The sequence below is a fragment of the Streptomyces hyaluromycini genome (genome assembly GCF_002217755.1).
GTDB lineage: Bacteria > Actinomycetota > Actinomycetes > Streptomycetales > Streptomycetaceae > Streptomyces > Streptomyces hyaluromycini.
On record NZ_BCFL01000016.1, the window covers coordinates 1,158,551 to 1,177,531 of the forward strand.

21 protein-coding genes are annotated in these 18,981 nt (G+C 70.7%); 12 read left to right on the forward strand and 9 right to left on the reverse strand.

Features of this window, described 5'->3' with window-relative positions; translation table 11 throughout:
- Window position 1: 1 nt before the first annotated feature.
- The 6 genes from SSP29_RS05295 to SSP29_RS05320 form a co-directional block, all read right to left on the reverse strand.
- Window positions 2-1,474: a DHA2 family efflux MFS transporter permease subunit gene (locus SSP29_RS05295; protein WP_089099264.1), complete on the reverse strand. Its 1,473-nt coding sequence runs from the start codon at window positions 1,472-1,474 to the stop codon at window positions 2-4.
- A 94-nt stretch (window positions 1,475-1,568) separates the two neighbouring features.
- Window positions 1,569-1,988, reverse strand: coding sequence for a hypothetical protein (locus SSP29_RS05300; protein WP_150133590.1), 420 nt, complete (start codon window positions 1,986-1,988; stop codon window positions 1,569-1,571).
- A gap of 104 nt (window positions 1,989-2,092) precedes the next feature.
- Window positions 2,093-2,686 carry a hypothetical protein gene (locus SSP29_RS05305; RefSeq protein WP_089099265.1) on the reverse strand — a complete coding sequence of 198 codons (594 nt, stop codon included), beginning with the start codon at window positions 2,684-2,686 and terminating at the stop codon, window positions 2,093-2,095.
- An 88-nt stretch (window positions 2,687-2,774) separates the two neighbouring features.
- Complete coding sequence (locus SSP29_RS05310; RefSeq protein ID WP_089099266.1) at window positions 2,775-3,260, reverse strand: hypothetical protein; 486 nt, start codon at window positions 3,258-3,260, stop codon at window positions 2,775-2,777.
- 78 nt (window positions 3,261-3,338) lie between these two features.
- Window positions 3,339-4,103, reverse strand: a complete 765-nt coding sequence (locus SSP29_RS05315; RefSeq protein WP_089099267.1) for a DUF4328 domain-containing protein — start codon at window positions 4,101-4,103, stop codon at window positions 3,339-3,341.
- Window positions 4,104-4,209: 106 nt separating this feature from the next.
- A complete protein-coding gene (locus SSP29_RS05320) occupies window positions 4,210-5,874 on the reverse strand; it encodes a beta-N-acetylhexosaminidase (RefSeq protein ID WP_089099268.1) in 1,665 nt (554 codons plus the stop codon).
- 164 nt (window positions 5,875-6,038) lie between these two features.
- Here SSP29_RS05320 and SSP29_RS55025 point away from each other — a divergent pair, with 164 nt between their 5' ends.
- The 5 genes from SSP29_RS55025 to SSP29_RS05345 all read left to right on the forward strand — a co-directional run bounded on the left by SSP29_RS55025 (window position 6,039) and on the right by SSP29_RS05345 (window position 10,213).
- On the forward strand, window positions 6,039-6,611 hold the full coding sequence (locus tag SSP29_RS55025) for a 2-oxo-4-hydroxy-4-carboxy-5-ureidoimidazoline decarboxylase (RefSeq protein ID WP_089099269.1): 573 nt from the start codon (window positions 6,039-6,041) through the stop codon (window positions 6,609-6,611).
- A 190-nt stretch (window positions 6,612-6,801) separates the two neighbouring features.
- Window positions 6,802-7,182, forward strand: a complete 381-nt coding sequence (gene sdhC, locus SSP29_RS05330) for a succinate dehydrogenase, cytochrome b556 subunit (protein WP_071659649.1) — start codon at window positions 6,802-6,804, stop codon at window positions 7,180-7,182.
- A 5-nt stretch (window positions 7,183-7,187) separates the two neighbouring features.
- The gene (locus SSP29_RS05335) at window positions 7,188-7,670 is read left to right on the forward strand and encodes a succinate dehydrogenase hydrophobic membrane anchor subunit (RefSeq protein WP_089099270.1); all 483 of its coding nucleotides are present in this window, start codon (window positions 7,188-7,190) and stop codon (window positions 7,668-7,670) included.
- 24 nt (window positions 7,671-7,694) lie between these two features.
- Window positions 7,695-9,449 (forward strand): succinate dehydrogenase flavoprotein subunit, encoded by a 1,755-nt coding sequence (gene sdhA, locus SSP29_RS05340; protein WP_089099271.1) that lies wholly within the window; start codon window positions 7,695-7,697, stop codon window positions 9,447-9,449.
- Entirely contained in the window at window positions 9,449-10,213 is a 765-nt protein-coding gene (locus tag SSP29_RS05345) for a succinate dehydrogenase iron-sulfur subunit (protein ID WP_089099272.1), read from the forward strand. Before sdhA ends, SSP29_RS05345 begins: the two co-directional genes overlap by 1 nt.
- Before the next feature lie 69 nt (window positions 10,214-10,282).
- On the opposite strand, the gene SSP29_RS05350 is transcribed toward SSP29_RS05345, so the two are convergent.
- Window positions 10,283-10,723 carry a hypothetical protein gene (locus tag SSP29_RS05350; RefSeq protein WP_089099273.1) on the reverse strand — a complete coding sequence of 147 codons (441 nt, stop codon included), beginning with the start codon at window positions 10,721-10,723 and terminating at the stop codon, window positions 10,283-10,285.
- Window positions 10,724-10,854: 131 nt separating this feature from the next.
- Here SSP29_RS05350 and SSP29_RS05355 point away from each other — a divergent pair, with 131 nt between their 5' ends.
- From SSP29_RS05355 to SSP29_RS05375, 5 genes are all read left to right on the forward strand, one after another.
- Complete coding sequence (locus SSP29_RS05355) at window positions 10,855-11,265, forward strand: VOC family protein (protein WP_089099274.1); 411 nt, start codon at window positions 10,855-10,857, stop codon at window positions 11,263-11,265.
- A 94-nt stretch (window positions 11,266-11,359) separates the two neighbouring features.
- The gene (locus tag SSP29_RS55030) at window positions 11,360-11,767 is read left to right on the forward strand and encodes a hypothetical protein (protein ID WP_089099275.1); all 408 of its coding nucleotides are present in this window, start codon (window positions 11,360-11,362) and stop codon (window positions 11,765-11,767) included.
- Entirely contained in the window at window positions 11,764-12,258 is a 495-nt protein-coding gene (locus tag SSP29_RS55035) for a thiol-disulfide oxidoreductase DCC family protein (protein WP_089099276.1), read from the forward strand. Before SSP29_RS55030 ends, SSP29_RS55035 begins: the two co-directional genes overlap by 4 nt.
- Window positions 12,259-12,267: 9 nt before the next feature.
- Window positions 12,268-13,008, forward strand: a complete 741-nt coding sequence (locus SSP29_RS05370) for a TetR family transcriptional regulator (protein WP_089099277.1) — start codon at window positions 12,268-12,270, stop codon at window positions 13,006-13,008.
- Between the two features lie 89 nt (window positions 13,009-13,097).
- Entirely contained in the window at window positions 13,098-13,715 is a 618-nt protein-coding gene (locus SSP29_RS05375) for a Uma2 family endonuclease (RefSeq protein ID WP_089099278.1), read from the forward strand.
- Here the strand turns inward: SSP29_RS05375 and SSP29_RS05380 are convergent.
- Window positions 13,708-16,116, reverse strand: coding sequence for an MMPL family transporter (locus SSP29_RS05380; protein WP_089099817.1), 2,409 nt, complete (start codon window positions 16,114-16,116; stop codon window positions 13,708-13,710). The two genes, SSP29_RS05375 and SSP29_RS05380, sit on opposite strands and share 8 nt — an antisense overlap.
- A gap of 175 nt (window positions 16,117-16,291) precedes the next feature.
- On the opposite strand from SSP29_RS05380, the gene SSP29_RS05385 reads away from it, so the two are divergent.
- On the forward strand, window positions 16,292-16,981 hold the full coding sequence (locus tag SSP29_RS05385; protein WP_089099279.1) for a response regulator transcription factor: 690 nt from the start codon (window positions 16,292-16,294) through the stop codon (window positions 16,979-16,981).
- A complete protein-coding gene (locus SSP29_RS05390; protein ID WP_089099280.1) occupies window positions 16,978-18,411 on the forward strand; it encodes a sensor histidine kinase in 1,434 nt (477 codons plus the stop codon). Before SSP29_RS05385 ends, SSP29_RS05390 begins: the two co-directional genes overlap by 4 nt.
- 162 nt (window positions 18,412-18,573) lie before the next feature.
- Here the strand turns inward: SSP29_RS05390 and SSP29_RS05395 are convergent, their stop codons facing one another.
- Window positions 18,574-18,975 carry an ATP-binding protein gene (locus SSP29_RS05395; RefSeq protein WP_089099281.1) on the reverse strand — a complete coding sequence of 134 codons (402 nt, stop codon included), beginning with the start codon at window positions 18,973-18,975 and terminating at the stop codon, window positions 18,574-18,576.
- Between the last annotated feature and the right edge of the window lie 6 nt (window positions 18,976-18,981).

Genomic DNA, 18,981 nt, shown 5'->3' on the forward strand with positions numbered 1-18,981 from the left:
CTCAGGTGGCCGAGTCCACCGGTTCGGGCGTCCGCTCCTGCGCGGTTTGCGGGACGGGCGCCCGGTCCGCGTTCACGACCACGCCGGCGATCAGGGCGCCCAGCAGCAGCGCGGCCATCGCCCACCAGGTGGCCACGTTGAAGCCGTGCACCGCGGCCTTCGCCGCCAGCAGCGTCCGGTCCGGGATGGTCGCGGCGTGCGCAGTGGCGTACCGGGTGGTGACGCTCGCGGCGATGGTGTTGAGGAGTGCCGTGCCGATCGAACCGCCCACCTGCTGGGCGGTGTTGAAGGTGGCCGAGGCCGCGCCCGAGTCCCGTGGGGCGACGTTGCCGGTGGCCAGGGAGACGGAGGTCATCATCGCCGTGCCCATGCCGAGGCCGAGCATCAGCATGCCGGGCAGGATGTGCGAGGCGTACGCCGGCTCGACCCCGACCTGGGCTATCAGCGCCAGCGCGCCGGCGGCCAGCAGCAGTCCGGGCACGATCAGCACGCGGGGCGGGACCCGGTTCAGCAGCCGGGCGGCGACCTGGGTGGAGCCGGTGACCATGCCGACGGTGAGGGGGAGATAGGCGACGCCGGTCTTCACGGGCGAGTAGCCGAGGACGCGTTGCATGTAGTACGTCAGGAAGAGGAAGACGCCGAACATGCCGACGGTCACCAGCAGCACGGTGAGGAACGCGCCGATGCGCTGCCGGTCCCGTACGACGGTCATCGGGAGCAGCGGGACCGGGGCGCGGGTCTGCCAGAAACCGAAGAGGCCGAGCAGCGCGACCCCGCCGATCAGCAGCGCCAGGACCAGGCCGTCGGTCCAGCTCCGGGACTCCGCCTCGGAGAAGCCGTAGACCAGGGCGAGCATGCCGGCCGAGCCGAGCAGGGCGCCGGGGACGTCGAGGCGGGCGTCGGGATGGCGGCCGCCGCCGGGCAGCAGGACCCAGGCGCCGGCGAAGGCCACCAGGGCGATCGGCACGTTGACGTACAGGCACCAGCGCCAGTCCAGGTACTGGGTGAGGAAGCCGCCCGCGAGCAGCCCGACCGCGGCGCCCGCGCCGATGATGGCGCCGAAGATGCCGAACGCCTTCCCGCGGTCCTTCGGGTCGGTGAACGTCGTCGCGAGCAGCGACAGCGCGGCCGGGGCGAGCAGTGCGGCGAACACGCCCTGCAGGGCCCGCGCCCCGAACAGCATCCCCTGGTTCACCGCGGCCCCGCCGAGCGCGGAGGCGGCCGCGAAGCCGACCAGGCCGGTCATGAACGCGACCCTGCGGCCGGCGAGGTCGGCGATCCGGCCGCCGAGCAGCAGCAGTCCGCCGAAGGCGAGGGTGTAGGAGGTGATCACCCATTGCCGGTTGCCGTCGGACATGTGCAGGGCGACCTGGGCGGAGGGGAGCGCGATGTTGACGATGGTCATGTCGAGCACGACCATCAGCTGGGCCAGTGCGATGACGACGAGGGCCCACCAGCGTCGGTTGTCGGCCATGGGCCAATCGTGCTCCCCCACCGACCACTTGGGAACGCCCGCGTCTCCTATTTCGGTTTTTTTGCCGAGCCTCCCGCCGCCCCGGCCCCTCCCGTTACCCCAGGGCGTCCCGGCACAGCAGCCGCAGCGAGCCGTGGCCGCCGTAGCACCGCCGGGCCTCGTCGATCGGGTCCCAGAGCCGGCCGTCGGGGGTGCGGATCCAGTGGTCGCCGCCGGACGCCCACCACTCGGCGCCGGTGTGACGGACGATCACCTCACCGGCGTAGGCCCCGAGACCGCGCAGCGTCTCCCGCACGGCGTCGTACGGCGCGCCCTCCCGGCGTATCTCCTCGATCACCCGGTCGACCCGCCACAGGCTCTGCGCCGAGTAGTCGAGCCGGACCCGGGCGCCTTCGCGCATCATCGCCACCGCGTCCGCCGCCCACCGGGCCGGTCTGGCGGCGGCGTGCGGCCTGGTCTGCTGCTGCGCGGTCCCCTGGCGGGGTGTCACATGGTGGGCTGTCGCACGGGTCACATAGGTCACACAGGGAAGAGCGAGGCAGGCGGCGGTTTCGTCACCCGGATCCGGGGGTGTTCCGGCAACCGGCGCAGGACCCGCGCACCGCCCTCACGAATGGTTCACCCGAGCCCGCGGGCCCGCCGCGACACCACCGCGCGCAGCACCCGGCGGCCCTCGGTGGATATGTCCAGCGCGCGGCGCAGCCCGGCCGCGCCGTGCCCCGCGAGCAGTTCGAGGACCGTGACCTGGCGGCGCAGTTCGGCGGCGACCAGCGGGGACATGCCCTCGGTGCCGCCCTCCCGGCGGCTGTCCACCGAGGGTGCCCTGTCCTCGGCGGGGTCGAGGAGCCGGTGGATCTGCAGCGAGGCGACGGAACAGGCGTCGGCCCACAGGCGGATGCCGGCGGCCTCCTGCGACGCGGGCGCGGCGGCGAGCATCCGCCGGGCGAGCATCTCGGCCTCGTCGGCGTTCTCGCCGGTCCCCTCGCCGCCCCCCTTGCCGATCCCTTCGCCGGTCGCCTCGCCGGTGCCGAGCGAGCCGCGCGCCTTCTCCAGGCCCTCGCTCCAGTCGGAACCGTCGGCGAGGCTCGCCCACAGCGGCCGCAGCACCAGGTCGTCCCCGCCCAGCAAGGGCACGCACCGATCCAAACAGGCCAACCCGCTGGCGGCCAGTCCGCGTTCATCGGCCTGAGCGATCAGCTCCACCAGGCTCATCCCACGCCTCCCAGAATCGGTACATACCAAGGCGCCCATTTGCCCGGAGCCCGTACTTTCCCTAACTGCGTGCGACGGTACGGCAGTGTCACACGGGCAGGACACCCAGGACCCGGAGGAGTCCGAATAAAGGGTTTTCGGCCAACGGCGCGTCCGGGTCGGGGTCGGCGGTCAGTACGGCGAGGAGCGCGTCGGCGCCGACGGTGTGCCCGGCCTCGGCGGCCCAGGCTACGGCGCGGTCGGCGGCGTCGCGGGGTTCGAGGAAGTAGTCGTCCAGGGAGAGTCCCTGCTCGTCGACCGCCAGGAGGCGGGCCGCGGCCGCCCGGCCCAGGCAGGTGGTCCAGCCGCCGCTCTCCGGCGCCGCCGCCTCGACGACCACGCAGGCGCCGTCCATCACATAGCCGAACAGCGCGGGCGCACCGGTGCGCGCGGCGAGGGCGTTCATGCTGCCGACGTCGGCGTCGGGGCTGTCGTACTGCCACAGGTGCCAGCCGCCGGGGGCCGAGGTCCGCAGGATGCCCCCGCCGGACGCCGGTTCGCCCCGGCCGACGACGAAATACCCCCAGTAGCCCATGTCCGTCCCCCACTCGGTAGTCCCGTGCCGAATACACCACGGGCGTACGGGGGTCCACCAGACGCGTGCGACGGTGCGTCAGAGCGCGGCCGGAACGGCGCCCGCCATCGCCTTCTCGTGCTGCATCCGGGTCAGTCGCACCACGACGAGGATCGCGAGGACGGCGGCGGCGATGTCGAGGGCGTCCGCGACGAGCATCTCCCCGGTGACGGCATGGTCCCAGGCCACGCCCAGGTCGTCGCCGGAGTCGAGGCTGCTCATGCGGCCGACGAGCAGCGAGAGCAGCCACAAGGTCCACCAGGCGTTGACCAGCGCGTGCGAACGGGTCGTCCCCCACGGGCTGCTGGCGTCCCAGATGTCGAGGGTGATCCGGCGCGGGAACCACAGGCTCGCGACCGGCACGAACCAGCCGCCGATCGCCCAGCCCGGCGACATGCTCTGCCGGAGCGGGTCGAACACCTGGGCGTTGGCCCGCACCCGCCGGAACCAGCACAGGTACACGATCACGCAGGCGACTATCGAGACGGAATGGGCACCGGCGGCGAGGCGGACCAGCCGGTCGGCACGGTCGGCCCGCAGGAACACCCCGGAACCGGTCTCGCCGTCCATGAGGTCGCCCATGACGTCGTACTTCAGGAAGTCCGCCCAGACGGCGAACAGGTCGGCGGCGACGACCACCCCGAGCAGGACGGCGGCGGCCCAGCCGAGGCCCACGGGCGAGCGCAGCCACAGGCCCGGCGTGCTGCCGAAGACCGGGGCCGGTTCCGGCGAGTCGCCCAGGCAGCGATGGCACAGGGCGGCGCCGGGAGCGGCGGCGAAGTGGTGGCAGCGGGCGCAGATCAAGACGGGTCCCCCGGGACGCAGAAGGGCACGGAACCCTCCCCAGGCCCGCGCGCGGAATGCGGAACATACGGCCCGTCACCGCCGTACGTCCACCGCGATCTCGGGATCAGCCCAGCTTGTTCGCGAGGTTCCTGAAGTCCGTCCAGGACATCGTCGGAGTGCCCGGGTCCCACAGCTTCTGGATCGTGGCCCGCAGCGGCATGCGGATGCCGGCCGCGACCTGGTCCTGGGTCTGGGAGCCCGCGAGGTCGCACCAGACGGCGAAGGAGCCGCCGAGGACCTGGGGTTCGTACCGCGCGGCGACGGCGGTGGTGCCGCGCAGCACGCGCGGGATCCACTGCTCGTAGATCCGCTGTCCGGTCGGATAGACGAAGGTGTTGGGCTCGCCGAGGACGTAGTACAGGTACTCGTCGTTGTAGTTGAGCACCTTGCGGCCCGCCCTCAGGTACTCCACGGGCTGCCGGGCGCCGTTCTCCTTGCCGGTCCAGTAGGCGACCTGGAGGTCCGGGGCGGGCTGCACGGAGGTGCCCCTCAGGAAGCCGTCGTTCCAGGCCCGCATGGTCCGCTCGTGGGCTCGGACGGTGACCGCGCGGGCGTTCAGCCAGCCGGTGGTGAGGTCGGCGACGGTGCCCGAGGCGCCGTACGCCTGCCGGGCGGCGGCCGCGAGCTGCGGGTAGGAGGCCTGCGGGTTCGCGACGGTCAGCGCCTGGTACTCGTCGCCGCCGAGGTTCCAGTAGGAGCCGGGGAACAGGTCGGCGTACTCGTTGAGCAGGTCGTCGACGAGCTTCGCCGAGGCGTCCTTGGAGATGTCGACGGCGCCCCTGGTGGCCACGCCCTGCGCGTTGCGCAGCTGCAGCTCCGGGTGGGCGGCGAGGACGGCACCGAGGTGTCCCGGCGAGTCGATCTCCGGCACGACCTGGATGTGCCGGCTCGCGGCGACCGCGACGATCTCCTTCACCTGTGCCTTGGTCAGGTGGTCCCTGGAGACGATCTCGGGGTGGGTGCCGGACTCGATCCGGAAGCCCTGGTCGTCGGAGAAGTGCAGCCCGAACTGGTTGAACTTCAGGTCGCCGAGTTCTCGTATCCGGGACTCTATCCAGCCCGCGGTGAACGGTTTGCGGGCGATGTCCAGCATGAACCCGCGCTGCGGCTTGGCCGGCTGGTCCCGTACGACCCCCTCCGGGGCCGTACCGCCGCCGTGCACCTCCTGCTTCAGCGTCCGGGTGCCGTAGAAGACGCCCGCGTCACCGGGCCCGCTGATCCGCACCGACCCGCCGCGCACGGTCATGGTGTACGACTCCGGGTCCCCCGTGCCGCCGAGGTCGAGCCGCAGGTCGCCGGGCCTGACGTCCTCGTTCGCGCCCTTCTGCCCGGCGTACGAGAGCCCCAGCTCGCCCGCGGTCAGCCGCCCCTCGTCGGCCAGCGCCGCGTTGCTCACCACGACCCGGCCGCCCTGCTGCGGACGCCAGCCGGGGCCACGGGCGGCGGCGTGGGAGCGGACGGCGGGGATGGTGCGGGGGGCCTGGGAGAGGGGGTAGGTGGGCGTGGGAGTGGGGGTCGCCGCCCCGGAGTGCGCCGCGGAGGAGGCCGCCGGTGCGCTGCCGGAGGGCTGCCGGGCCGCTCCGGCGCTGCTGCCGTCACCGCCGCCCGAGGAGGCCCATACGCCGATGCCCGTGCCGAGCGCGACGGTCCCCACGAAGGCCGCGGCGACCAACACCGCCCGTCTCCGCACGACCTGCCGTGTCGACGGCCTGCGCCTGTGCTGGCTCACAGCTACAACTTACGACGCATCAGCCGCGCAGCCGTCACCGACCCAATCCGAAACTCTCCCGTTCGGGTGAAATTCAGGCAACCGACGGACACCTCGTGAACGTCCTCGATAACGTCAACGACACATCTCTCACAGCTCTCACAGCATCCCCTGCCACGCCGCATGTGACGCGAGGACCCACGCTGCCCGCCCACCGCCTGCCCCACCTCCCCACCCCGCTCGACGTCTTCAACGCCGCTCCCGACGACGAGGCCGACGCGCTGCTCCTGCACTGCCTGCACAGCCTGCGCTGGTCCCGCCGCATCGCCGACCACCGCCCCTACCCCGACGTGGAGTCCCTCCTCGCGGCGGCGGACGAGGCGGCGTACGACCTGTCCCCGGCGGACCTGTCGGAGGCCTTGACCGGCGAGTGCCTCCCGGAGCTGCCCGAGGACACGTACTCGGCGGCCCACACGGCCCTGACGGCGGCCCACGCGGCCTACGAGGCCAAGTTCGGACACGTCTTCGTCATCTACCTGGGCGACATGCCGCCCGCCGAGTCCCTGGACCGCGTCCTGGAAGGCATCCGGTCACGTTTGACAAACGATCCGGAGGAAGAACGGGTCATCGCGGCCGAGGAACTCCGCCGCCTTGCAAGCGGACGGCTGATGTCCCACCTAAGGGGCGCGGGGCAGTGTCCATCAGCGGCTCCGCCGCGGGGCGCGACCAGCCACGCACGGCCCGCACCCGGCAAATAACAGGACACCCCACCCCAGATGCCGCCCGGCTAACCCATACGCGTGCCACTTTGATCACACCGGTAGGCCCGGCGTAAGCCCAGCGCCGGCGCATCGCTACGATGCTGGGGGCCGGTGGACCGTACCCGGCCGGGCCCGACCGACAGCACAAGCCGGCGCGGCCCCAATCCCCGCTCCCGGAGGGACTTCCGTGCCGGCTGGAACGCTGTACCGCGGCCGGGAAGGAATGTGGTCCTGGGTGGCTCACCGAGTCACCGGCGTCCTCATTTTCTTCTTCCTGTTCGTTCACGTGCTGGACACCGCTCTCGTCCGCGTCTCCCCCGAGGACTACGACAAGGTCGTAGCCACGTACAAGACGCCGATCGTCGCACTGCTGGAGTACGGCCTCGTGGCCGCCATCCTCTTCCACGCCCTCAACGGCCTGCGCGTCATCGCCGTCGACTTCTGGTCGAAGGGCCCGCGCTACCAGAAGCAGATGCTCTGGACGGTCGTCGGTGTCTGGGTCGTCCTGATGGCCGGGGCCGTTTACCCCGTTCTCGGCCACGCCGCTCGTGTCCTGTTCGGGAGCTGACGCAGATGTCGACCACTGAAACCACCGCATCCGGCGTAGGCCCCGTCGAGGGCGCTCCCCTCTTCAACGTGGACAACCCGGCCCCCCTCATCGAGGCCCCGCGCAAGCGCACCACGAAGACCCCGCGGTCCACCCGGGGCAACTTCGAGATGGCCGCCTGGCTGTTCATGCGCCTGTCCGGTGTCGTGCTGGTCGTCCTGGTCCTCGGCCACCTGCTGATCCAGCTGGTGCTCGACGGCGGCGTGTCCAAGATCGGCTTCGCGTTCGTGGCCGGCCGCTGGGCGAGCCCCTTCTGGCAGGTCTGGGACCTGCTGATGCTCTGGCTCGCGATGCTGCACGGCGCGAACGGCCTGCGCACGATCATCAACGACTACGCGGAGCGCGCGAACACCCGGCTGTGGCTCAAGGGCCTGCTCTACACGGCCACGGTGTTCACCATCCTGCTGGGCTCGCTGGTGATCTTCACCTTCGACCCGAACATCCGCTAGGCACGGGGCTGAGGTACTAACGACATGAAGATCCACAAGTACGACACCGTCATCGTCGGCGCCGGCGGCGCGGGCATGCGCGCGGCCATCGAGTCCACGAAGCGCAGCCGCACCGCGGTCCTGACCAAGCTCTACCCCACCCGCTCCCACACGGGCGCCGCGCAGGGCGGTATGGCCGCCGCGCTCGCCAACGTGGAGGAGGACAACTGGGAGTGGCACACCTTCGACACGGTCAAGGGCGGTGACTACCTGGTCGACCAGGACGCCGCCGAGATCCTGGCGAAGGAGGCCATCGACGCCGTCCTCGACCTGGAGAAGATGGGCCTGCCGTTCAACCGGACGCCCAACGGGACGATCGACCAGCGCCGGTTCGGCGGTCACTCCCGCAACCACGGCGAGGCGCCGGTCCGCCGGTCCTGCTACGCGGCCGACCGCACCGGCCACATGATCCTCCAGACGCTGTACCAGAACTGCGTGAAGGAGGGCGTGGAGTTCTTCAACGAGTTCTACGTCCTGGACCAGCTGATCACCGAGGAAGACGGCGTCAAGAAGTCGGCCGGTGTGGTCGCCTACGAGCTCGCCACCGGTGAGATCCACATCTTCCAGGCGAAGGCCGTCATCTACGCCTCCGGCGGCACCGGCAAGTTCTTCAAGGTGACGTCGAACGCGCACACGCTGACGGGCGACGGCCAGGCGGCGGTCTACCGTCGCGGCCTGCCGCTGGAGGACATGGAGTTCTTCCAGTTCCACCCGACCGGCATCTGGCGCATGGGCATCCTGCTGACGGAGGGCGCCCGCGGTGAGGGCGGCATCCTCCGCAACAAGGACGGCGAGCGCTTCATGGAGAAGTACGCGCCGGTCATGAAGGACCTCGCGTCCCGTGACGTCGTGTCCCGCTCCATCTACACGGAGATCCGTGAGGGCCGCGGCTGCGGTCCCGAGGGCGACCACGTCTACCTCGACCTCACGCACCTTCCGCCGGAGCAGCTGGACGCGAAGCTCCCGGACATCACCGAGTTCGCGCGCACCTACCTCGGCATCGAGCCGTACACGGACCCGATCCCGATCCAGCCCACCGCGCACTACGCCATGGGCGGCATCCCGACCAACGTCGAGGGTGAGGTGCTGAGCGACAACACGACCGTCGTCCCCGGTCTGTACGCCGCCGGCGAGGTCGCCTGCGTCTCGGTGCACGGCGCCAACCGCCTCGGCACCAACTCGCTCCTGGACATCAACGTGTTCGGCCGCCGGGCGGGCATCGCGGCCGCCGAATACGCGCACACCGTCGGCTTCGTCGAACTCCCGGAGAACCCGGCCGAGTTCGTCGTCTCCCAGATCGAGCGGCTGCGCACCTCGACGGGCAACGAGCGGGTCGGCACGCTCCGCAGGGAGCTGCAGGAGACCATGGACGCCAACGTCATGGTGTTCCGTACCGAGCAGACGATCAAGACGGCGGTCGAGAAGATCGCGGAGCTGCGCGAGCGCTACAAGAACGTCTCGATCCAGGACAAGGGCAGGCGGTTCAACACGGACCTGCTGGAGGCCATCGAGCTGGGCAACCTGCTCGACCTCGCCGAGGTCATGGCGGTCTCCGCGCTGGCCCGCAAGGAGTCCCGCGGCGGTCACTACCGCGAGGACTACCCCAACCGCGACGACGTCAACTTCATGCGCCACACCATGGCGTACCGCGAGGTGGGCGACGACGGCGCCGAGTCCATCCGTCTCGATTACAAGCCGGTCGTCCAGACCCGCTACCAGCCGATGGAGCGTAAGTACTGATGGCAACTCCCGTTCTGGACAAGGTGGAGGCGGAGGCCGCGGCCTCGGACCACCTCATCACGGTCACCTTCCGGGTCCGCCGCTTCAACCCGGAGGTCTCCGCGGACGCCGTCTGGGAAGACTTCCAGCTGGAGATCGACCCGAAGGAGCGCGTCCTCGACGGCCTCCACAAGATCAAGTGGGATGTCGACGGCACGCTGACCTTCCGCCGCTCCTGCGCCCACGGCATCTGCGGCTCGGACGCCATGCGGATCAACGGCAAGAACCGTCTCGCCTGCAAGACGCTGATCAAGGACATCAACCCCGAGAAGCCGATCACGGTCGAGCCCATCAAGGGCCTCACGGTCCTGAAGGACCTGGTCGTGGACATGGAGCCGTTCTTCCAGGCGTACCGGGACGTGATGCCGTTCCTGATCACCAAGGAGACGAACGAGCCGACGCGCGAGCGTCTGCAGTCGGCCGAGGACCGCGAGCGCTTCGACGACACGACGAAGTGCATCCTCTGCGCGGCCTGCACGTCCTCCTGCCCGGTCTTCTGGAACGACGGCCAGTACTTCGGTCCGGCCGCCATCGTCAACGCGCACCGCTTCATCTTCGACTCGCGTGACGAGGCCGCCGAGCAGCGCCTGGAGATCCTGAACGACCGCGACGGCGTCTGGCGCTGCCGCACGACCTTCAACTGCACGGACGCCTGCCCGCGCGGTATCGAGGTCACCAAGGCGATCCAGGAGGTGAAGCGAGCGCTGATCACGCGCCGCTTCTGAGCTCCGCTCCGCCACGACGGCCAAGGCCCCGTTCCCGCGAAGGGAACGGGGCCTTCGCCGTACCCGGAGTCAGCTCACGGCCGGTCTGCGCCATTCCCGGGCGCCCGCCGCGCGCATCAGCGACAGGGCCCGGTCCGGGTCGCCGGAGACCAGGGGGTGCACGAGTTCGACGTAACGGACCTGGCCGGCCAGGGACCTGCGCAGCCGGCGGAGGCTGCGGGCGCCGAAGGAGACCCCGCCACGGCGGTCCACGACGCCTGCCGTGACCGCCAGCCCCTCGATGCCGACCTTGCACTCGGTCAGCGGGGTCGTGCGGCAGACGTGGATCTCGACGTCCCCCTGCCACAGGCCGAGGACCGCCTTGTAGGTCACTCCCGAGCCGGCGTAGGTCGCGACGGCGAGATACCGGTCCCCTTCCCCGCCGCCCGGCCCGTCCAGGCCCAGCCGCCGCGCGACCTCGGCGAAAGCCGCCCGCGCCTCGCCGTGGAAGGCCTCTGCTCCCGGAGCCATCCCCGCCCCCTCGCTCGCCCGGCACCGACGACGGCTCAGCGTACCGACGCGGCGGCCCCCTTCTCGGCCCATTGAGTGACCCGACGGTCAGCCCGCCCGGCAACGGTCATCTCCACTCCTAATCTGATCGCATGTCAGATGACGAGTCGTACGAACTGCTCGGGTTCGACAACGTCGTGATGCCCGTCGGGAGGCTCGCGGATGCCGTCGCCTTCTACGAGCGGGCCGGGTTCACGGTCGGGTTCCGGTTCGACGAGGGCGGGATCGCCCTGCTGAAGGTCGGGGGCGAGACGCCCGGGATCCTGTTGCGCGCCGAGGAGGGGCTGGGGCACCGGCCGGCGGTGTGGGCGTCGCCGCGCGTATGGCTGGAGGTGCCGGACGCGCGGGCCGCGGCCGAGCGGTTCAAGGAGGCCGGGATCGCCGTCCTCGACGAGCCGTTCTCCGTGGCCACCGGCTGGACCGTCGAGGTCGCCGATCCCTGGGGGAACATCCTCGGCTTCACGGACTACAGCAAACGGCCGGAGCTGGCGCGGCGAGCGTGAACGGGATCACCCCACAACCGAGTTGAACGTGTTCAAAAGCAGGTCTACAGTCATCCCTGTCAGCTTTTTGAACGCGTTCAAGAAGGGGTGGGGCATGGACCGTACCGTCATCGCCTACGTCATCTACCTGATCGTCAGCATCGGTCTGACCATCTGGGTGGCCCGCACGCTCAGCCGCAACGGGCGGATCTTCCTCTCCGACGTCCTGCACGGGAACGAGCAGCTCGCCGACGCCGTCAACCACCTGCTGGTGGTCGGCTTCTACCTCGTCAACCTGGGCTTCGTCGCGCTCTACCTGCACACCAGCGACACGGTCGAGGACACCCGGGGCATCTTCGAGGCGCTGTCCGCCAAGCTCGGGGTGGTGCTGCTGGTGCTCGGCGTGATGCACCTCGGCAACGTGTACGTGCTGAACCGGATACGGCGGCGCGGAATCATGGAGAAGGAGCAGTTCCCGCCGGTCCCGCCGCAGGGCTGGACCGCACCGGCGGCCGGGGCGTGAGCGCCGTGCCGGCAACGGTGGACCGGGGCGCCGTGCGCGTCCCGGTCCGCGGGCTCACCGTCCTCTACGACGCGGAGTGCACCCTCTGCACCCACCTGCGCGACTGGCTCGGGCGCCAGCCGCAGCTGGTGCCGCTCACCCTCGTGCCCGCCGGCTCGGACGAGGCCCGGACCCGGTTCCCCGGACTCGACCACTCCGCCACCCTCGACGAGGTCACCGTCGTCGGCGACGGCGGGCAGGTGTACCGGGACACCGCCGCGTGGATCGTCGTGCTGTGGGCCCTGCGAGAGCAGCGGCCGCTGGCCCACCGGCTGAGCACACCGGCCGGGGCCCGGCTGGCACGGGGCGCGGTACTCGCGGCAGCCTGGTGGCGGGGCGGGCTGGGGACCGGGAAGACCTTCCGCCGGGAGGACGGGTGGGCGTACGAACCCGGTATCGGGTGGATCTACTCCCCTCCGGGCTGTGACGGCGGCGTCTGCACCACTGGTTAGGCTCTGTCCGTGTCCGCGAAGAACGACGGTCCCGTCGAGGCCGGTGCCCAGAGCAAGTCCGAGCAGACCCGCGCGCTGATCCTGGAGACGGCGATGCGGCTGTTCCGGGAGCGGGGCTACGAGAAGACCACGATGCGGGCGATCGCCACCGAGGCCGGGGTCTCCGTCGGCAACGCGTACTACTACTTCGCCGGCAAGGAACACCTGATCCAGGGCTTCTACGACCAGCTCGCCGCCGAACACCGGGTGGCGGTCCGCGAGGTCCTGGACAAGGAGACCGACCTGGAGGCGAGGCTCGCGGGGGTGCTCAAGGTGTGGCTGGACATCGCCCGGCCGTACCACGAGTTCGCGGTCCACTTCTTCAAGAACGCCGCCGACCCCGACAGCCCGCTCAGCCCCTTCTCCCCGGAGAGCGAGCACGCGCGCGAGGAGGCGATCCGCGTGCACCGGGAGGTGCTGGCGGGCGCGAAGACGAAGGTCGCCCCTGAACTGCGGGACGTGCTTCCGGAGTTGATGTGGCTCTCGCAGATGGGGCTGGTGCTGTACTGGATCTTCGACCGGACCGAGGGGCGCGAGCGGAGCTATCGGCTGGCCGAGCGGGGCGCGCGGCTGACGGCCCGTGGGGTGTCGCTCGCGCGGTTCCGGGTGCTGCGGCCGCTGGTGCTTGAGGTCCACGAACTGTTCACGGACTTCCTGCCGGGGATGACGCGGGTACTGCCCGACCCCGCGGTCAAGGCGAAGGGCAAGTGATCACTTTCGGGTGAAGGGGGTCGAACGGGACAGCGGGGGGCTCAGCTGCCTACGATGATGGTCTCGACACCAGCCACAGGAGGCATGTGATGTCCGCTGTACCTGTCGAGATGCCACACGAGGGTCGTCCGAGGACGCTCTTGGCCGTGGCCATCGACATCATGGACCGGATGCCGGGCTATCGCGTCGAGATCATCGGAGACCAGATCATCGTGTCCCCGCCCCCGGACGGCGCACATGCCCGCGCCCTGACGAAGCTCATGCGCCCGTTCATCGCGGCAGGCCTCGATGAAGAAGAGACGAGCGTGGTTCAAGGCGTCGGCCTCTGGCTGCCCGAGCAGGAGAACCCGCAATTCGCTGTTCCCGACCTGGCCGTGGTCGACAACGACTTCGATGATCACCTGGTCAAGCTCAACTGCTACGAGGCCGTCTGCTTCCGGCTGGTTCTGGAAGTCACCTCGACCCAGTGGGCGGGGGATCTTCTGACCAAGGTCTCCGCGTATGCCGAGGCCAAGGTCCCCGTGTACGTGGTCGTCGACCGCAAACACCAGCGTCTCCACGTGATGACCGATCCCACCGGAGACGAGTACGCGAACCGCCGCGTGCACGCCCCCGGCGAGGTCGTCACTCTGCCCGACTCCATCGGCGCCAAGGTCACCCTCGACGTTGATCAGATCCTCAAAGCCGGGCAGCCCAAGGTCAATTGACCGCGTCCACCTCACCCTCGGCGAGTTCCACGTCGTACACCACCGGCCCCTCCGCCACCGTCACCTGCCGGGCCTTCGAGCCGTGCGTCGATGACGTCACCGCCAGCAGATACGCGCCCGGCGCCGGTACCGACACGATGTAGGAGCCGTCCGCGAGGGACGTCACCCGGTCCAGTTGGCGGCCTCCCTTGGACATCAGGGTCACCGACGCCTCCTCCACCGGGTCGCCGTCCGTCGTGCGGACGAAGCCGTGGATCACCGTGGCCGGGCCGGTGGGCTCGGTCGGCTCCGGAGAAGCCGTCTCCTGCGGTTCCACCGCCAGGTGCGGGAGCCGCTTGTCCAGCCAGGCCGGCAGCCACCAGTTGGAGTTGCCCAGCAGGTGCATCGCCGCCGGGACCAGGGCCGTACGGAGGATGAAGGCGTCCAGGGCGACCGCGGCCGCCAGGCCCACGCCCGCCGTCGCCGCGCCCGAGTCGCCGCTCAGGACGAAGGCCAGGAAGACGCAGACCATGATCAGGGCCGCGCTGTTGATGACGCGGCTGGTCTCCGCGAGGCCGACCCGGACCGCCCGTGCGTTGTCCTTCGTGTGCACCCACTCCTCGTGCATCCGGCTCACCAGGAACACCTGGTAGTCCATGGAGAGGCCGAAGAGCAGGGAGAGCATGATGACCGGGAGGAACGCGTTGATCGGTCCCTCCTTGCCGAGGCCCAGCAGGTCCAGGCCCCAGCCCCACTGGAAGACCGCCACCAGGACGCCGAAGGAGGCCGCCGCCGCGATCAGGTTCATCAGGGCGGCCGTCAGCGGGACGACCAGGGAGCGGAAGGCGACCAGGAGGAGCAGGAAGCCCAGGGCGATGATCGTGGCGATGAAGAGGGGCAGGCGGTCGCCGGTGACGGAGGCGAAGTCCTTGGACACCGCCGTCACCCCGCCCACGTGGGCCTCCGCGCCCGCCTGCGGGATCACCTTGTCGCGCAGGGTGTCGATGAGGTCGTCCGTCTCCTTGGACTGCGGGGAGGTGGTCGGGACGACCTGGATGACGGTGACGCCCTGGGACGGGGGCAGCTCGGCCACCTGGGCGACGCCCGGGGTCGACTGCAGGCCCTGGACCAGCTTCGCCGTGTCGCCGCCGACGCTGACCACCTGGAGGGGGCCGTTGAAGCCGGGGCCGAAGCCCTCGGCGAGCAGGTCGTAGGCCTTCCTGGTGGTCGTGGACGCGTCGTCGTTGCCCTGGTCGGTGGCGCCGAGGCGGAGGGAGAGGACCGGGATGGCCAGCACGGCCATGACGACCACCGCGATCGCCGCGATGCGGCGCGGGCGCTTCTGCACGTTCGCCGACCAGCGGGCCGCGAGTCCGCTCGCCTTCTCCGGCTCCGGGCCCTCGGCGGCCAGCCGGCGGCGCTGGCGGCGGCTGAGGACGCGCGGGCCGAGGAAGCCGAGGAGGGCCGGGAGGAGGGTGGTGGCCGCGAGGACGCTCAGCACGACCGTGAGGGACGTGCCGATGACCACGCCGTCCAGGAAGCGCAGCCTCGTGACCAGCATGCCGGCCAGGGCTATGCAGACCGTGCCGCCCGCGAACAGCACCGCCCGGCCGGAGGTGTTGAGTGCGGTGACCGCCGACTCCTCCGGGTCCATGCCGCGCAGGATGCCGCGCCGGTGCCGGGTGACGATGAACAGCGCGTAGTCGATGCCGACGCCGAGGCCGATCAGGGAGGCCAGCAGCGGGGCGATGTCGGGGATGTCGGTGGTGTGGCTGAGCAACTGGGTGGAGAACAGGCCCATGCCGACGCCGAAGACGGCGATCGCGATGGGCAGGGTCATCGCGAAGAAGGAGCCGAAGGCCAGGAAGAGGACGACGGCCGCCGCGATGATGCCGACCATCTCGGAGAGGCCCTGCGGCGGCTCCTGGACGCGCTGGATGGCCTGGCCGCCCAGCTCCACCTGCAGACCGGACCGTTCGGCGGCCTGCGCGGTGTCGAGGACCTTCTGCACCTGCTCCTTGGGTATCTCGTTCGCCCGCTTGGTGAAGGTCAGCTGGGCGTAGGCGATCGTGCCGTCCTTGCTGATCTGCGCCGACCCCCGGGCGCCGGCGTAGGGGCTGGTGACCGCGCCCACGCCGGGCAGCTTCGCGATCTTGTCGAGGGCCGGCTGGACGCGGCCCTGGACCGCCTTGTCCGTCACCGAGCCGCTGTCTACCTTCCACACCACGGTGTCCGTGTCACCGGAGGTGTTCGGGAAGGCCTTCTCCATCAGGTCGTACGCGCTCTTGGAGTCCGTGTCGGGGAGGGAGAACACGTTCGCGTAGTTCGTGCCCGCCGCCGAGGCCGAGAAGCCCAGGCCGAGGAGTGCCCCCACCCACACCAACAGGACCACCAGCCGGTGCCGATAGCACCACCGTGCCAATGCCGTCACGCTCAACAGCTCCTTGTCGTAGATCACTTCGGTCGGTTGGTCCCCCAGGTCCTGGGCAACAGGATCGGCAGCGGGCGGCGCGCCGGGACACGGGGCGCGCATGACTCTCAAGGAACTCCAAAGCTGCGCGCCCCCCGCTGTCGGTGGCGGCGCCGATACTGGGGGCATGACGGCTCCAGGCAGCACCGTGCTGATCGTGGAGGACGAGCCGAGCATCGCGGACGTCCTCGCCATCGCCCTGCGCTACCACCGGTTCGAGGTGATGACGGCCGGCACGGTCCGGGACGCCCTCGCACTGGCCGAGCGCACCCGGCCGGACGCGGCCCTGCTCGACGTGATGCTGCCGGACGGCGACGGGCGGGCGTTGGGGCGGGAACTGCGTGCCCGGCGGCCGGACCTGGCGCTGGTGTTCCTGACCGCGCGGGACGCGCCCGCCGAGATAGTCGGGGCGCTCGGCTACGGCGACGACTACATCACCAAGCCGTTCAACATCGACGAGGTCGTCGCCCGGATCGGCGCCGTGCTGCGCCGCACCCGCCCGGCGGACGTCATCCAGCAGCGCCCGCCGCTGCGCTACGGCGACCTGGAGCTGGACGAGGCGACGTACTCGGTGCACCGCGCCGGCCGCACGGTCGAGCTGACCCCGACCGAGTACGCGCTGCTGCGCTTCCTGGTGCGCAACGGCGGCCGGATCGTGCCGAAGGAGCAGTTGCTCAAGCACGTCTGGCAGTACGAGCACATACCGTCCGAGTCGACCGTCGTGGAGACCTACATCAGCTATCTGCGGCGCAAGCTCGACGCCCTGGGAGCGCCGGTGATCACCACCCGGCGGGGTGTCGGATACGGCCTGACATGAGCCTCGGCAAACGCCGGCACCGGCACGGACTGCACTCGCTGCGCGGCAAGCTCACCCTGGCCAACGTGGGGCTGCTCGCCGTCGGCATCGTGGTGGCGACCACCGTGAGCATCATGGGCATGCGGCTGTACCTGCTCGACCAGGTGGACTCCGAGCTGCTGAAGATGCGTACGTCACTGGGGAGTTCGGGACTGACGCTGCGGCAGGTCGACTCGCTGAGCGCGCTCGGTGTGATCCGCGACCGGATCATCCCCACCGAGTCCGACCCGACACCGGACTCGATCTTCGCGGTCATCGACACCAAGGGCGACGCGATCTCCCTCTTCGACATGAAGCCGACCGAGGCCCAGCGCTCCCTCGCCGCCGCCGTGTCCGACCCGCGCGCCCTCGCCGCCGCACCCGACCCGCACGACATCGACGTGCACGGCGCGTCCTACCGGGTGACGGCGACCCGGCTCGCCGACGGCCCCTACATCCTGCTGGCCACCTCGACCGAACTGCTGCACAAGGGCATCGCCAAGGCGCTCAAGCTCGACTTCGCGGTCGGCTCGCTGCTGCTCGCACTGCTGTGCTGCCTGACCATGTACAGCGTGCGGCAACGGCTGCTGCCGCTGGAGGACATGGTGGAGACGTCGTCGGCGATCGCCGAGGGCGACCTGACCCGGCGGGTGCCCTCCAGCCAGCATCCGACGGAGGAGGTCGAACAGCTGCGGCTCGCCCTCAACGCCATGCTGCACCAGGTGGAGACGGCCTACCGGACCCGCGAGCACAGCGCGGCCCAGCTGCGCCGGTTCGTCGGCGACGCCTCGCACGAGCTGCGCACCCCGCTCGCCGCCATCCGCGGCTATCTCCAGCTGTACGAGAAGGGGATGCTGAGCGAGCCCGGGGAGCGGCGGCGGGCCTGGGGCCGGATGCACGGGGAAGTGGACCGGATGGGCCGCCTTGTGGACGAGCTGCTGCTGCTCGCGCGGCTCGACCAGCGGCCGGAGATCCGGTTCCGGAACGTCGACGTGAGCCGGCTGGTGCGGGACGCGGCGGAGGACCTGCGGGCGCAGCAGCCGGGTCGGCCGGTGGCCGTGGAGGCCGACGGGGCGGTGCTGGTGCGGGCCGACGAGTCGGGGCTGCGGCAGGTGCTGGGGAACCTGATGGCCAACGTCCGTGCGCACACTCCGGTGGAGGCGGCCGTGCGGTTGGGGGTGGAGCGGTCGGACGGGGTGGTGCGGGTGTGTGTGGCCGACGAGGGGCCGGGGCTCGGGAAGGAGGACGCGGGGCGGATCTTCGACCGGTTCTTCCGGGTGGGGAGTGCGGAGGGGAGCGGGCTGGGGATGGCGATCGTGCAGGGGGTGGTGGAGGCGCATGGGGGTGAGGTGTGTGTGCGGACTTCTCCTGGGGAGGGGCTGGCGGTGACGGTGACGTTGCGTTGTGGCTGAGTTTCGGGTGCGGGTGGGTGGGGGCTGGTCGCGCCCACGCGGCGGCAGCCGCAAATCGACACAGCCCCGCGCCCCTTTAGGGGCGCGGGGAACTGCGCGAGCAACCACGACGGCGCCGCAGCCGCACATCGATACACTCCGCGCCCCTTACGGGCCGCTGCACTACGGGTCGGCCAAGACCAGCGCCCAGACGGTCTTGCCGTGACTCCCTCTGCTCCACACCCCCCACGCCGCCGCGATCGTCTCCACCAGGTGCAGGCCCCGGCCCGTCTCGTCGTCCTCTCTCACGAGGCGCAGCCTGGGCTCGACGCGGCCCTCGTCCGAGACCTCTATCAGGCAGGAGCCGTCCGCCAGGGCCGTCACCGCCACCTCGAACTCCCGCTCCAGCAGGGGGCCGTGGCGAACGACGTTGGTGGCGAGTTCGGAGACGAGGAGCAGGGCGTCGCCGACCGCCGGGGTGTCCGGGCCGTGCCCCCACGCGGCCAGATGGTCCCGGACCCGGTGCCGGGCCAGGCCGATGGACGCCGGGTGCCGGGGGAGCCGGAAGGCGTTGCGTCTCAGCACGTCTGC